At 59.9% G+C, this 15,239-nt stretch carries 12 protein-coding genes; 5 read left to right on the top strand and 7 right to left on the bottom strand.

Going from position 1 to position 15,239, the window contains the following annotated elements; all coding sequences use genetic code 11:
• Nucleotides 1–6: 6 nt before the first annotated feature.
• Nucleotides 7–1,056: an alkene reductase gene (locus ACIPLA_RS10480; RefSeq protein WP_192344313.1), complete on the top strand. Its 1,050-nt coding sequence runs from the start codon at nt 7–9 to the stop codon at nt 1,054–1,056.
• A 109-nt stretch (nt 1,057–1,165) separates the two neighbouring features.
• On the opposite strand, the gene ACIPLA_RS10475 is transcribed toward ACIPLA_RS10480, so the two are convergent.
• Both ACIPLA_RS10475 and emhR read right to left on the bottom strand, forming a co-directional pair.
• Nucleotides 1,166–2,050: a DMT family transporter gene (locus tag ACIPLA_RS10475; protein ID WP_218398275.1), complete on the bottom strand. Its 885-nt coding sequence runs from the start codon at nt 2,048–2,050 to the stop codon at nt 1,166–1,168.
• 162 nt (nt 2,051–2,212) lie between these two features.
• A complete protein-coding gene (gene emhR / locus ACIPLA_RS10470) occupies nt 2,213–2,845 on the bottom strand; it encodes an efflux system transcriptional repressor EmhR (RefSeq protein WP_192344311.1) in 633 nt (210 codons plus the stop codon).
• 264 nt (nt 2,846–3,109) lie between these two features.
• Here emhR and emhA point away from each other — a divergent pair, with 264 nt between their 5' ends.
• From emhA to ACIPLA_RS10450, 4 genes are all read left to right on the top strand, one after another.
• A complete protein-coding gene (emhA, locus tag ACIPLA_RS10465) occupies nt 3,110–4,267 on the top strand; it encodes an efflux RND transporter periplasmic adaptor subunit EmhA (protein ID WP_192344310.1) in 1,158 nt (385 codons plus the stop codon).
• 3 nt (nt 4,268–4,270) lie between these two features.
• A complete protein-coding gene (gene emhB / locus ACIPLA_RS10460) occupies nt 4,271–7,432 on the top strand; it encodes an efflux RND transporter permease subunit EmhB (RefSeq protein ID WP_218398277.1) in 3,162 nt (1,053 codons plus the stop codon).
• Nucleotides 7,432–8,892, top strand: a complete 1,461-nt coding sequence (gene emhC / locus ACIPLA_RS10455; RefSeq protein WP_218398279.1) for an efflux RND transporter outer membrane subunit EmhC — start codon at nt 7,432–7,434, stop codon at nt 8,890–8,892. The genes emhB and emhC overlap by 1 nt, the downstream gene beginning before the upstream one ends.
• Nucleotides 8,893–9,202: 310 nt before the next feature.
• On the top strand, nt 9,203–10,462 hold the full coding sequence (locus ACIPLA_RS10450) for an OprD family porin (RefSeq protein ID WP_401173079.1): 1,260 nt from the start codon (nt 9,203–9,205) through the stop codon (nt 10,460–10,462).
• Nucleotides 10,463–10,573: 111 nt separating this feature from the next.
• Here the strand turns inward: ACIPLA_RS10450 and pcaC are convergent, their stop codons facing one another.
• The 5 genes from pcaC to pcaG form a co-directional block, all read right to left on the bottom strand.
• Complete coding sequence (gene pcaC, locus ACIPLA_RS10445) at nt 10,574–10,966, bottom strand: 4-carboxymuconolactone decarboxylase (protein WP_017336845.1); 393 nt, start codon at nt 10,964–10,966, stop codon at nt 10,574–10,576.
• Between the two features lie 10 nt (nt 10,967–10,976).
• A complete protein-coding gene (gene pcaD / locus ACIPLA_RS10440) occupies nt 10,977–11,768 on the bottom strand; it encodes a 3-oxoadipate enol-lactonase (protein ID WP_401173078.1) in 792 nt (263 codons plus the stop codon).
• 11 nt (nt 11,769–11,779) lie between these two features.
• Nucleotides 11,780–13,144 carry a 3-carboxy-cis,cis-muconate cycloisomerase gene (locus ACIPLA_RS10435; protein ID WP_218398285.1) on the bottom strand — a complete coding sequence of 455 codons (1,365 nt, stop codon included), beginning with the start codon at nt 13,142–13,144 and terminating at the stop codon, nt 11,780–11,782.
• A 45-nt stretch (nt 13,145–13,189) separates the two neighbouring features.
• On the bottom strand, nt 13,190–14,485 hold the full coding sequence (locus ACIPLA_RS10430; RefSeq protein ID WP_008074560.1) for an MFS family transporter: 1,296 nt from the start codon (nt 14,483–14,485) through the stop codon (nt 13,190–13,192).
• A gap of 187 nt (nt 14,486–14,672) precedes the next feature.
• A complete protein-coding gene (gene pcaG, locus ACIPLA_RS10425; RefSeq protein ID WP_008074562.1) occupies nt 14,673–15,239 on the bottom strand; it encodes a protocatechuate 3,4-dioxygenase subunit alpha in 567 nt (188 codons plus the stop codon).

Here is a 15,239-nt window from a genome sequence, read left to right as displayed (position 1 = left end):
TATTAAATGACGACTATTTTCGATCCGATCAAACTGGGCGACCTCGAGTTGGCCAACCGTATCATCATGGCACCGCTGACCCGCTGCCGCGCCGACGAAGGCCGTGTGCCGAATGCGCTGATGGCCGAGTACTACGTGCAGCGCGCCTCTGCCGGTCTGATCCTCAGCGAAGCCACGTCGGTCACGCCAATCGGCGTGGGTTACCCGGACACTCCCGGTATCTGGTCCAACGACCAGGTGCGCGGCTGGAGCAACGTGACCAAAGCGATCCACGGCGCTGGCGGCAAAATCTTCCTGCAACTGTGGCACGTGGGCCGGATTTCCCACCCCTTGTACCTGAACGGCGAAGCACCGGTCGCGCCGAGTGCCATCCAGCCCAAGGGTCATGTCAGCCTGGTGCGTCCATTGGCCGACTTCCCTACCCCGCGCGCCCTGGAAACCGCGGAAATCGCCGACATCATCGACGCTTACCGCGTGGGTGCCGAGAACGCCAAGGCGGCCGGTTTCGACGGTGTGGAAATCCACGGCGCCAACGGTTACCTGCTCGACCAATTCCTGCAAAGCAGCACCAACCAGCGCACCGACAACTATGGCGGCTCCCTGGAAAACCGTGCGCGCCTGTTGCTGGAAGTGACCGATGCCGCCATCGAAATCTGGGGCGCGGGCCGCGTGGGTGTGCACCTGTCACCACGTGCCGATCTCCATGACATGGGCGACGACAACCTGTCCGAGACCTTCACTTATGTCGCTCGCGAATTGGGCAAGCGTGGCATCGCCTTCATTTGCTCGCGCGAAAAAGAAGCCGGCGACAGCCTCGGCCCACAACTGAAAGAAGCCTTCGGCGGCCCGTACATCGCCAACGAACGCTTCACCAAGGACAGCGCCAACGAGTGGCTGGCCAGTGGCAAGGCCGATGCGGTGGCGTTCGGTGTACCGTTTATCGCCAACCCGGACCTGCCGGCGCGTTTGAAGGCCGATGCGCCGTTGAATGAAGCACGTCCGGAACTGTTCTATGCGAAGGGGCCGGTCGGTTACATCGACTACCCGGTGCTGTAAACATCCGCCGTTGAAATGCAAAAGCCCCGACTCGAAAGAGCCGGGGCTTTTGCATTTTGCATAGAGAAGATCAAAAGATCGCAGCCTTCGGCAGCTCCTACAGATCTTGTCAGCGCTTGCGCTGTCCCCAGGCGACCGCAAGACCGCTGAGGCAAATCACCGTGATCCCGATCACGCCGAAGCTGTCCGGGGTATGGTCGAAGATCAAATACCCGTACATCCCCGCAAACAGGATCTGCCCATAACTGAACGGTGCCAACATCGCCGGCGCTGCATGGCGGAAGGCCTGGGTCAACAACATGTGACCGAGCATGCCGCAAGTGCCCAGCCCGATCATGAACAGGCCGTGCAGCAACGTTGGCGTGCTCCAGAAAAACGGCAACAACGCAGTCATGATCAGGCTGTTGAGAATACCGGTCAGAAAGTTGCTGGTGGTCGGGCTGTCGATACCGCTGAGCATGCGGGTGAGCAATTGATAGAAGCCAAAACACAGCGCCGAACACAGCGGCAGCAGAATCGCCGGGGTGAACAGCGCCCCACCAGGCCGCACGACGATCAACACGCCAACAAACCCACCCAGCACCGCCAGCCATTGGTTACGCGTCACCCGCTCATGCAGCAACGGCACAGACAGCGCCGTCACTAATAGTGGAGCAAGGAAGTTAACGGCCGTGGCTTCGGCCAAGGGGATGTAACGCAGGCCGGTGGTAAAAAACAGGCTGGTGCCGATCAGGCACAGGGCCCGCAGAAACTGCAACCCGGGCCGTTTGGTACGCACCACCGCTGAAAAACCAGTGCGCGGCACGAAAATCACCAGCATCAACAAGGTGTGCACCACGTAGCGTGCCCACACCACCATCACGATCGGGTAAAACCCGGACAGGTATTTGGACAACGTATCGTGACTGGCGAATAACAACACCGCCAGGCAAATCAGTGCGATACCCTTTATCGGCTGCTCGGCGCCCTTGTAGCCCGGGTTGTTAACATTCATTCACAGACTCGACACAAAATTCCTACAAAATACGTAGCTCGCTACCTATCAACTCGGCGAACGTACCTATATAAAAGCACCCCATTACAAAAAGGCGAGTGAAGCGAGGGCGTCTTCTCGCTTCAAGTCTTGACACAAATGGATCCAATTACGCATTTTGTTTCATTTGCGCAGACTGGGACTCAAGCGCAGCATATCCAACCCTGTATCGACACAGCGCTCGGCTTCGGTGTGCAGTTGAAAACTGTCGGGAGCCAATAGCCACTGATACAGAATGCCATCGACGTACGCATGCAGGCTGATGGCCGCGCGAGCAGTGTCAAGGTCTTCCGGCAACTGCCCGCGATTCACCGCATTACTCAGGGCCAGCGCGATTCGCACATTGCAATCGAGACTGACCGTTCGGCGCTGCTGGCGCAGGTCGCACATTTCATCAGTGAATTCGCACTTATGAAACAGAATCTCATTGATGCGTCGGGTTTTCGGGTCCAGGGCAACTTGATGAAACAAATGAATCAGCAGCTTGCGCATGCAGCCCAGCGGATCGAGTTCATCTTCGCTTTCACTGGCCTTGGCCATTTCATCCAGCGGCTCATGCAAGGTATCGAGCATCGCCTGCACCAGATCCGCCTTATTACTGAAATGCCAGTAGATGGCCCCGCGAGTCACGCCGGCCAGGGTAGCGATATCCGCCAGCGTCGTGCGGGCCACGCCCCGCTCGTAGAAGGCTTTTTCTGCCGCTTCGAGTATCTGGCTTCGGGTTTCTTGAGCTTCCTCTTTGGTACGACGGACCATGGCAGTAAAACCTCAATCAGGGGTGCTTCAGCGACGTCTGAATATCAGCTGAAGAAAAGTGGGGCGAGCGCTCTCGGGCTTCGTCTGCGGCCTACAATTCAAACCTTTGGATGGCTTTTGTAACCGTGTGGATACTCCGCCAAGCCTTTACAAACAACCATGAACGTAAGTATATTCCTTAGCAAGCTACTTATCCACCCGGCAAAAAATTTTTAACCTTCCACATTTCTTGTGCGCAATTGCGCGCCTGACCCGAGGATCTTCATGCAATTCAAGCCAGCTGTTACCGCTCTGGTTACTGCCGTCGCCCTGGCATCGCTGCTCAGCGGATGTAAAAAGGAAGAGGCGGCACCTGCCGCACCAGCCCCTCAGGTCGGCGTCGTAACCCTGCAACCTCAAGCCTTCACCCTGACGTCCGAACTTCCGGGGCGCACCAGCGCGTTCCGCATCGCCGAAGTTCGCCCACAGGTCAACGGCATCATTCTCAAGCGACTGTTCAAGGAAGGCGGCGACGTCAAGGCCGGTCAGCAGCTTTATCAGATCGACCCATCGGTCTATGACGCGACCCTGAAAAGCGCCGAAGCCAACCTGCGTTCGACCAAGTCGATCTCCGACCGCTACAAGCAACTGGTCGACGAACAGGCTGTCAGCCGTCAGGAATACGACACCGCGCTGGCCAACCGCCTGCAATCGGAAGCGTCCCTGCAAAGCGCCCAGATCAACGTGCGCTACACCAAGGTTTACGCACCGATCTCCGGTCGCATCGGCCGTTCGTCGGTGACTGAAGGCGCGCTGGTCAGCAATGGCCAAACCGACGCCATGGCCGTCATCCAGCAACTGGACCCGATCTATGTCGACGTCACCCAGTCTTCGGTGGAGCTGCTTGAGCTGCGTCGCGAACTGGAAAGCGGTCGCCTGCAAAAGGCTGGCGATAATGCCGCCGCGGTCAAGCTGACGCTCGAAGACGGCAGCCAGTACCAGCTGGACGGCAAACTCGAGTTCTCCGAAGTGTCGGTTGACCAGACCACCGGCTCCGTGACCCTGCGTGCCGTGTTCCCGAACCCTGATCACACCCTGCTGCCTGGCATGTTCGTTCACGCTCAGTTGCAGGCTGGTGTGGACAGCGCGGCGATTCTGGCCCCGCAACAAGGCGTGACCCGCGACCTCAAAGGCTCTCCGACCGCGCTGGTCGTCGGTCCGGACAACAAGGTCGAACTGCGTCAGCTCAAGGCCAGCCGCACTGTCGGTAACCAATGGCTGATTGAAGACGGGCTGAAGGCAGGCGATCGCGTGATCACCGAAGGGCTGCAATTCGTCAGACCTGGCGTTGAAGTGAAAGCCACTGAAGCCACTAACGTTGGCGCAAAGAGCCCGGCCACCGCACAGGCAGCTAACACTGCTGCCGGCGGCAAAGGGGAGTAAACCATGTCGAAATTTTTTATCGACCGTCCGATTTTCGCCTGGGTAATTGCCCTGGTGATTATGCTGGTCGGGGCTCTATCGATTCTCAAACTGCCGATCAACCAATACCCGAGCATTGCGCCTCCAGCTATTGCGATCTCGGTGACCTACCCGGGCGCATCTGCACAAACCGTGCAGGACACCGTGGTGCAAGTGATCGAGCAACAGCTCAACGGTATCGATAACCTGCGTTATGTCTCCTCGGAAAGTAACTCCGACGGCAACATGACCATTACCGCGACCTTCGAGCAGGGCACCAACTCCGATACCGCGCAGGTTCAGGTCCAGAACAAGCTGAACCTGGCCACCCCACTGCTGCCGCAAGAAGTGCAGCAACAGGGCATCCGCGTGACCAAGTCGGTGAAAAACTTCCTGATGGTCATCGGCGTGGTATCGCGCGACGGCAGCATGACCAAGGACGACCTGTCCAACTACATCGTGTCGAACATGCAAGACCCGATTTCGCGCACCGCCGGTGTCGGTGACTTCCAGGTCTTCGGTGCCCAGTACGCGATGCGGATCTGGCTGGACCCGGCCAAGCTGAACAACTACAACCTGACCCCGGTGGACGTGAAAACCGCCATCGCGGCGCAGAACGTCCAGGTCTCGTCCGGTCAACTCGGCGGCTTGCCTGCCTTGCCCGGCCAACAGCTGAACGCGACGATCATCGGCAAGACCCGTCTGCAGACCGCCGAGCAGTTCAAGGCGATCCTGCTGAAGGTCAACAAGGACGGCTCGCAAGTACGTGTCGGCGACGTTGCGGAAGTCGGTCTGGGTGGCGAAAACTACTCGATCAGCGCCCAGTTCAACGGCGCCCCGGCTTCCGGTCTGGCGGTGAAACTGGCCAACGGCGCCAACGCCCTCGACACCGCAAAAGCCCTGCGCAATACCATCGACACCCTCAAGCCTTTCTTCCCGGAAGGGATGGAAGTGGTGTTCCCGTACGACACCACCCCGGTGGTGACCGAGTCGATCAAAGGCGTGGTTGAAACCCTGGTCGAAGCGATCGTGCTGGTGTTCCTGGTGATGTTCCTGTTCCTGCAAAACTTCCGCGCCACCGTCATCACCACGATGACCGTGCCGGTGGTATTGCTGGGTACGTTCGGGATTCTCGCGGCGTTCGGCTTCAGCATCAACACCCTGACCATGTTCGGTATGGTATTGGCCATCGGCTTGCTGGTGGACGATGCCATCGTCGTGGTGGAAAACGTCGAACGGGTCATGAGCGAAGAAGGCCTGTCACCCAAGGAGGCCACCAAGAAATCCATGGGGCAGATCCAGGGTGCCCTGGTCGGTATCGCCCTGGTGCTGTCGGCGGTACTGCTGCCGATGGCGTTCTTCAGTGGCTCCACCGGTGTGATCTACAAGCAGTTCTCGATCACCATCGTTTCGGCCATGGCCTTGTCGGTATTGGTGGCATTGATCTTCACCCCGGCGCTCTGCGCAACCATGCTCAAGGCGATTCCGAAAGGTGAGCACGGCACGCCGAAACGCGGCTTCTTCGGCTGGTTCAACCGCAGCTTCGACCGTGGCGTCAAAAGCTACGAGCGCGGCGTGGGCAACATGCTCGCGCACAAGGCTCCATACCTGCTGGCGTACCTGATCATTGTGGTCGGCATGATCTGGCTGTTCACCCGTATTCCAACGGCGTTCCTGCCGGAAGAAGACCAGGGTGTACTGTTTGCGCAAGTGCAGACACCGGCCGGTTCCAGCTCCCAGCGTACGCAAGTGGTCGTGGACGAAATGCGCGAATTCCTGCTGCGTCCGAGCTCGGAGGGCGGTGAAGGCGATGCAGTGGCCTCGGTGTTTACCGTGACCGGCTTCAACTTCGCTGGCCGTGGTCAGAGTTCGGGTATGGCGTTCATCATGCTCAAACCGTGGGAAGAACGTAACGCCGACAACAGCGTGTTCAAACTCGCGGCCCGTGCCCAACAGCACTTCTTTACCTTCCGCGACGCCATGGTGTTTGCCTTCGCACCACCGGCTGTACTGGAACTGGGTAACGCCACCGGTTTCGACGTGTTCCTCCAGGACCGCGCCGGTATCGGTCACGCAAAGCTGATGGAAGCCCGTAACCAGTTCCTCGGCATGGCGGCGCAAAGCAAGGTCCTGTCGCAAGTCCGTCCTAACGGCCTGAACGACGAGCCGCAATACCAGCTGGAAATCGACGATGAGAAGGCCAGCGCTCTGGGCGTGACCCTCACCGACATCAACAACACCCTGTCGATTGCCCTGGGCAGTAGCTATGTGAACGACTTCATCGACCGCGGTCGCGTGAAAAAGGTTTACATCCAAGGCCTGCCTGGTGCTCGCATGAGCCCCGAAGACCTGAAGAAGTGGTACGTACGCAACAGCGCCGGCACCATGGTTCCGTTCTCGTCGTTCGCCAAGGGTGAGTGGATCTACGGTTCGCCGAAACTGGCCCGTTACAACGGCGTAGAAGCGATGGAAATCCTCGGTGCCCCGGCGCCAGGCCATTCCACTGGTGAAGCGATGGCCGAAGTCGAAGCCCTGGCCAAGAAGCTGCCGGCCGGTGTCGGTATTTCCTGGACGGGCCTGTCGTACGAGGAACGTCTGTCCGGCTCGCAAGCGCCAGCGTTGTACGCCTTGTCGCTGCTGATGGTGTTCCTGTGTCTGGCGGCGCTGTATGAAAGCTGGTCGATCCCGATCGCGGTGATGCTGGTGGTACCGCTGGGGATTATCGGTGCGCTGATGGCCACCAGCATGCGTGGCCTGTCCAACGACGTGTACTTCCAGGTGGGGCTGTTGACCACGATCGGTCTGGCGGCGAAAAACGCCATTCTGATCGTCGAGTTCGCCAAGGAACTGCATGAGCAAGGACGTAGCTTGCGCGATGCCGCGATCGAAGCCTGCCGGATGCGTCTGCGACCGATCATCATGACCTCGCTCGCGTTCGTGCTCGGTGTAGTTCCGCTGGCCATTTCCACGGGCGCAGGTTCGGGTAGCCAGCATGCGATCGGTACCGGGGTGATTGGCGGTATGATCACAGCCACTGTGCTGGCGATCTTCTGGGTCCCCTTGTTCTTTGTCACCGTGTCGTCCATGGGCCAGCGCAAAGTCGCCGATCAGGATGACGCTATTGAACCTTCTAAAGAGGCTGGCTAATGAGCAAGTCGCTACTCTCCATCGCAGTCGCCGCCTTCGTGCTGAGCGGCTGCTCGCTGATACCCGATTATCAGCAGCCTGAAGCACCGGTGGCGGGCCAATACCCGCAAGGCCCGGCCTATTCGCCGGCCCAGGCGCCTAACCAGGCCGCTGCCGAACAAGGCTGGAAGCAGTTTTTCCACGACCCGGCGCTGCAACAGCTGATTCAGACCGCGCTGGAGAACAACCGTGACCTGCGCGTCGCGGCGCTGAACATCGACGCTTATGCGGCTCAATACCGCATTCAGCGTGCCGATCTGTTCCCGGCCGTTTCGGCCACCGGCAGCGGCAGCCGTCAGCGAGTTCCGGCACGGGCCTCGCAGACCGGTGAAGCAGCCATCAGCAGTTCCTACTCGGCCACCGTCGGCATCAGCGCCTATGAACTCGACCTGTTCGGTCGGGTTCGCAGCCTGAGCGAAGAAGCCTTGCAGAAGTACTTCGCCACAGAAGAAGCGCGCCGCAGCACGCAGATCAGCCTGGTGGCCAGTGTGGCCAATGCCTACCTGACCTGGCAGGCTGATAAAGAGCTGCTGAAACTGACCCAGGAAACCCTCGGTGCGTTCGAGGAGAGCTACAAGCTCACCTCGCGCAGCAACGAAGTGGGTGTAGCCTCGGCGCTGGATCTGGCCCAGTCGCGTACCTCGGTGGAAAACGCCCGTGCACAACAGGCCAAATACACCCGTCAGGTCGCACAGGATGAAAACAGCCTGGTGTTGCTGCTCGGCACCGGTATCCCGGCCAATCTGCAAGCGGCCAAGCCACTGTCGGACGACGTGCTGAGCGAAGTGCCGGCCGGCCTGCCATCGGACTTGCTGCAACGTCGTCCGGACATCCTTCAGGCCGAGTACAACCTCAAGGCTGCCAACGCCAACATCGGCGCGGCACGGGCTGCGTTCTTCCCGAGCATCAGCCTGACCGCCAATGCCGGCTCCCTGAGCCCGGACCTGTCCGGTCTGTTCAAGGGCGGTTCGGGCACCTGGTTGTTCCAGCCGCAGATCAACTTGCCGATCTTCAACGCCGGCTCCCTGCGCGCCAGTCTGGATTACTCCAAAATCCAGAAAGACATCGGCGTGGCGAACTACGAGAAGTCCATTCAAACGGCCTTCCAGGAAGTCGCCGATGGCCTGGCCGCACGCCAGACCTACACCGAGCAGTTGCAGGCTCAGCGTGATTTCGTCAGCGCCAACCAGGACTACTACCGTCTGGCCGAGCGTCGCTACCGCATCGGTGTCGACAGCAACCTGACCTTCCTCGATGCCCAGCGCCAGTTGTTCAGTGCCCAACAGGCGCTGATCACCGACCGTCTGGCGCAGCTGACCAGCGCAGTCAATCTGTACAAGGCGTTGGGTGGTGGCTGGAATGAACAGACGGCGAAGAACGAGCCGTTGAAAGAAGAAGCGCCGAAGATGAAGTTGTTCTGATAGCGCGGTAAAAACACGAAGCCCACCGATTGGTGGGCTTTTTGTTGGCGGTGGGAAAAGCCAGATAAAAAGATCTTTTGCCGTTCGATAATCGCCCAGAACCCGCCCTCGCCGATTGAACCGTTTAGTCCCTTTCCCTCACCATCTGTCGCACAAAACCAATAACAACAGGTTCGACACCATGTCCCCGCGCCCTGCCCTGTCCGGCTGACTTCGCCCCCACTTTTCTGAATTCGAAATCTTATGTCTGCAACCCAAACGTTGCGGCACCGCCCCGTTTCATCCCCAAGAATTAGAGAGACCCGAGCCCATGACCCCTTCCACCGCGCAGTATTTCTTTCCCAGCCTCATCGCCGTTGCACTGGCCAATACGGCCCTGCCCGCCATGGCCGAGGAAGCCGGTTTTGTCGAAGGCGCCAAGGTCAACCTGAACCTGCGCAATTTCTACATCAATCGTAACTTCACCAACCCGACCAAAAGCCAGGGCAAGGCTGAAGAGTGGACGCAAAGCTTCATCCTCGACGCCAAGTCCGGGTTCACCCAGGGCACCGTCGGGTTTGGCATGGACGTGCTGGGTTTGTACTCGGTCAAGCTCGACGGCGGCAAAGGCACCGGCGGTACGCAGTTGTTGCCGCTGGATCACGATGGTCGCCCGGCGGATAACTTCGGTCGCACCAACGTGGCGTTCAAGGCGAAGCTGTCCCAGACCGAAGTGAAGGTCGGCGAGTGGATGCCGGTGCTGCCGATCCTGCGTTCGGACGACGGTCGCTCGCTGCCGCAAACCTTCCGTGGCGGCCAGATCACCTCGAAGGAAATCGACGGTCTGACCCTCTACGGCGGCCAGTTCCGCGCCAACAGCCCGCGCGACGACAGCAGCATGAATGACATGTCGATGACTGGCAAAACGGCGTTCACCTCAGACCGCTTCAACTTCCAGGGCGGTGAATATGCCTTCAACGGCAAGCGCACCCAGATCGGCCTGTGGAACGCTGAACTCAAGGACATCTACAGCCAGCAATACGTCAACCTGGTCCACACCCAACCGCTGGGCGACTGGACATTTGGCGCCAATTTGGGGTTCTTCTACGGCAAGGATGACGGCAGCGCCCGGGCCGGCGAGCTGGACAACAAGACCTGGTCGGGCCTGTTCTCGGCCAAATATGGCGGCAACACCTTCTACGTCGGCCTGCAAAAACTGACCGGTGACAGCGCCTGGATGCGGGTCAACGGCACCAGCGGCGGCACCTTGGCCAACGACAGCTACAACGCCAGCTATGACAATGCGAAGGAAAGATCCTGGCAATTGCGCCACGACTACAACTTCGCCGCCCTCGGCGTGCCGGGCCTGACGTTGATGAACCGCTACATCAGCGGCGACAACGTACACACCGCAACCACCAGCGACGGCAAGGAATGGGGCCGTGAAAGCGAACTGGGCTATACCGTGCAGAGCGGTACACTCAAAGACCTCAACGTCAAATGGCGCAACTCCACCATCCGCCGCGACTTCAGCAACAACGAGTTCGACGAGAACCGGTTGATCGTCAGCTATCCGATCAGTTTGTTGTGAGACTCCAGGACGCCTTCGCGGGCAAGCCTCGCTCCTACAAGGTCATGGTTAACCTGTAGGAGCGAGGCTTGCCCGCGAAGGCGTCAGCTCAGACAACACAACTTTCGCGAATCACTCCCGCGATTCAACCCCCAACTCATCCCACACCGATTCAGCCAAGTGGAAGGTCGCGTTGGCCGCCGGGATGCCGCAGTAGATCGCGCTCTGCATGATCACTTCCTTGATCTCGCCGCGGGTCACGCCGTTGTTGGCGGCGGCGCGCAGATGCAGTTTGAGTTCTTCGTTGCGGTTCATGCCGATCAGCATCGCGAGGGTGATCAGGCTACGGGTATGGCGCGGCAGGCCCGGGCGGGTCCAGATGTCGCCCCAGGCGTGGCGGGTGATCATCTCCTGGAACTCCGAGTTGAACTCGGTCAGCGCATTCAGGCTGCGGTCGACATGGGCGTCGCCCAGTACTGCGCGGCGAACGTTCAGGCCCTCGTCGTAACGTTGTTTCTCGTCCACAACAATCCCCTCAATGAGCTGACAAAAACGCCAGTACTCGGTCGCTGAATACAGCGCCGGCCTGGACGTTGGACAGGTGCGCGGCGTAGAACTCGGCGTACTCCGCGCCCCGCACATGTGCCTGAATGAAATGCCCGCCGGACGGTGGCGTCACCGCATCTTCGCTGCCGGAAATCACCAGCAACGGCACCTGAATCGACGACAGCTGATCACGGAAATCGGCATCGCGCACCGCCGCGCAATTGGCCGCGTAACCTTCAGGCGACGTGGCCGCGAGCATGTCGGTAATCCGCTTCACCGCTGCCGGATTGGCCTCGGCAAAATCCGCAGTGAACCAACGCGCAATCGACGCATCACGCAATGCGACCATAGCTGCCGCTCCGTCACGCAACACGGTTTCGATCCGTGGATTCCACACCGTCGGGTCGCCGATTTTCGCCGCGGTGTTGCACACGATCAGTTTGTTCAATCGCTGACCGGCATTGATCCCCAGCCACTGGCCGATCAACCCGCCCATGGACAAACCACAGAAATGCGCGCGCTCGATGTGCAGCGCATCCAGCAGCGCCAGCACGTCGCGGCCCAGTTGCTCGATGCTGTACGGCCCCGGCGTCACCAATGATTGGCCGTGACCACGGGTATCGAAACGCAGCACGCGAAAATGCTCGGTGAACGCAGGAATTTGCGCGTCCCACATGTGCAGGTCGGTGCCTAGCGAGTTGGACAGCACCAACACCGGCGCCTCGTTAGGGCCCTCGATTTGGTAATGCAGTTCGCCCTCGGCGAGTTGTACGAATGCCACGGCAGTCTCCTTCAAGCTATCAACGCAAAATGTTCAGCCACCGCTCGCTCGACCCAGGTATGGGCCTGACCGAGGTAATGGGCAGGGTCCAGCAGATGATCGAGTTCAGCGTCCGACAGTTCGGCAGTCACCTGCGGTTCGTCGCCGAGCACCGCGCGCAAATGACGTTGCTCGGCCACTGCGCGTTTGCAGCACTGCTCCAATAGATGGTGCGCAGTGTCGCGACCAACCCGTTGTGCCAGCACAATGCTCACGGCTTCGGCCAGCACCAGGCCTTGGGTCAGGTCGAGGTTGCGTGTCATGCGGTCGGCATCCACTTCCAGTCCGTCGGCCACCAACAGCGCTTGCTGCAGGCTGCCTGACACCAAACAGCAAATCTCCGGCAGGGTTTCCCATTCGGCATGCCACAGGCCCAGGCTGCGTTCGTGTTCCTGCGGCATCGCGCTGAACAAGGTCGAGAGCAAACCCGGCACCCGCGTCGCCGCACCGATCAGCACCGCCGCGCCCACCGGGTTGCGTTTGTGCGGCATGGTCGAAGAACCGCCCTTGCCCGGCGCCGACGGTTCAAACACTTCGCCGGCCTCGGTCTGCATCAACAGGCTGATGTCACGACCGAGTTTGCCGAGGCTGCCAGCGATCAGTCCGAGCACCGCGCCAAACTCCACCAGACGATCACGCTGGGTGTGCCACGGTTGTTCCGGCAAGGTCAGTTGCAGGTCTGCGGCCAAGGCTTCGGCAATCGGCATCGCCTGCTCGCCGAGGGCCGCGAGGGTGCCGGAGGCACCACCGAATTGCAGCACCAACAGGCGCGGTTTGAGTTCCAGCAGACGCTGACGGCTACGCGTCACCGCCCCCAGCCAACCGGCGATTTTCATCCCGAGGGTGACCGGCGTCGCATGCTGCAGCCAAGTGCGTCCGGCCATTGGCGTGGCGACGTAACGCCTGGCCTGGGTCGCGAGGGTTTCCCCCAGTTGCGCCAGATCAGCTTCGATCAATTCCAGCGCGCGGCGCAGTTGCAACACCAGGCCGGTGTCCATTACATCCTGGCTGGTCGCGCCCAGATGCACGTAACGCTCGGCTTCGGCATTGTTCTTTGCGATCTGTTTGCCCAACGCCTTGACCAGCGGAATCGCCGAATTGCCCGCCGTGGCAATCGCCTCACCCAGCGCGGCGAAGTCGTAATGCTCGGCCCGACATGCCGCGTCGATAGATGCGACAGCCGCCTGCGGAATCAGCCCGACCCGCGCCTCGGCCCGGGCCAGTGCCGCTTCGAAATCAAGCATGGCCTGAACCCGGCCCTGATCGCAGAACACCTCACGCATGTCGCGTGCCGTGAAGTAGGCATCGAACAATTGATTGCCCGGTCGCTGATTCATAAACAGTCCTTGCAGGCGAGGGCCGGTCAGGCCCTCGCGTAAAGATCAAAGGTCGTTTTGCAAATACTTCGCCTGTTTTGGCAGACGCAGGCTGAACAGGAACGCGACCGCCATCATCACCGTCACGTACCAGTAGAACGAGTTTTCCATGCCGCCGGCTTTAAGGCTCAGCGCCACATACTCCGCCGAACCGCCGAAGATTGCATTGGCCACCGCATACGCCAGGCCGACGCCCAAGGCGCGTACCTCTGGCGGGAACATTTCGGCTTTCACCAGACCGCTGATCGAGGTGTAGAAACTCACGATTGCCAGCGCCAGGGTAATCAGGACAAAGGCCAGGAACGGACTGCTGACACTTTTCAGGCTCAACAGAATCGGTACGGTGCACAACGTCCCGAGGGCGCCGAACCACAGCATCGAATTGCGCCGGCCGATCTTGTCGGCGAGCATGCCGAAGAACGGTTGCATGCACATATAAAGGAACAGCGCGCCGGTCATGATGTAGCTCGCGGTCTTGGCGTGCATGCCGGCGGTATTCACCAGGTACTTCTGCATGTACGTGGTGAAGGTGTAGAAAATCAGCGAACCGCCGGCGGTGTAACCCAGCACGGTGATGAACGCAGCCTTGTGATCGCGGAACAGTGCACGGATGCTGCCGGCGTCCTTGTTTTCGCGCATTTCCTTGCTGGTGGTTTCCTTGAGCGCACGACGCAGGAACAACGAAATCAATGCCGCAGCCGCACCGACCACGAACGGAATTCGCCAGCCATAGGCACGCAATTCATCCTCGCTGAGGAACTGCTGCAGGACCACTACCAGCGACACCGCCAGCAACTGCCCGCCAATCAGCGTCACATACTGGAATGAGGCAAAGAAACCGCGCTGGCCCTTGAGGGCGACTTCGCTCATGTAGGTCGCGGTGGTGCCGTACTCACCGCCCACCGACAAACCCTGCAGCAAGCGCGCGAACAACAGCATGATCGGCGCCCAGACCCCGATGCTGTTGTAGGTCGGCAGGCAGGCGATGAGCAACGAACCGAAGCACATCATCAGAATCGAGATCAACATCGAATTCTTGCGCCCGTGTTTGTCCGCCACCCGACCGAAGATCCAACCGCCGATAGGCCGCATCAGAAACCCGGCAGCGAATACGCCCGCGGTGTTTACCAGCTGTACCGTGGGGTTGTCGGACGGGAAAAACGCCGGGGCGAAATAGATTGCGCAGAAGGCGTAGACGTAAAAGTCGAACCATTCAACCAGGTTGCCGGACGAGGCGCCGACAATCGCAAAGATCCTTTTGTTGCGTTCTTCACTGGTGTAGAGAGCTGTGAGGGTTGTCATCGTTCTTCACTCTTTTGGGGACCGTGAGAGTCTAGACACACCTCGCAACAATCCCGTTCCACAATTGGCAATGCTATCCCTGTGGGAGCGGGCTTGCTCGCGAAGACGGCGGCACAGCCAACATTGATGTCGCCTGACACACCGCCTTCGCGAGCAAGCCCGCTCCCACAGGTTTTGCGGCGCTCAATCAATAATCAAAAAACACCGTCTCGGCATCCGTCCCCTGCAGAACCACATTCCACTGATAAACACCCGCAGCATCCCGCTTCGCCAGCAAGGTGCTGCGGCGCTCTGCTGGCACGCACTCCAGCAACGGGTCCGCCACGTTGGCCGGTTCGCCATCAAAGTAAATCCGCGTCAGCAAGTGCTTTACCAACCCGCGAGCAAACACCAGTACCACCAAATGCGGCGCCTGGGTCGTGCCCTTCAGGCCTTCCACTGTGCCCGGTTTGATCGTGGTAAATCGAAAGCGCCCTTCTGCATCCACCGGCACCCGGCCAAACCCTTCGAAATTCGGGTCCAAGGGTTTGTCCTGATCGTCTTCGGGATGGTCGTACTTGCCGGCGGCGTTGGCCTGCCAGACTTCGAGCATCGCGTCGTTGACGAAGTCGCCGTTGCCATCGACGACTTGCCCGGTGATCGCCACGCGCTCGCCGAGGGTCTGTGCAACGGTCAGGTCTTCACGGTTCAGCCAGGTCAGGCCGATGTGGTAATACGGCCCGACGGTGTGGGACGTGGTCGCGTTCAGCGTCAT

Origin of the sequence: Pseudomonas sp. NPDC086112, from assembly GCF_044746425.1 — a bacterium.
In the GTDB taxonomy this organism is placed as follows: Bacteria; Pseudomonadota; Gammaproteobacteria; order Pseudomonadales; family Pseudomonadaceae; genus Aquipseudomonas.
Note: the sequence above shows the minus strand (reverse complement) of the source record. Positions and strands in the feature narration are given on the sequence as shown.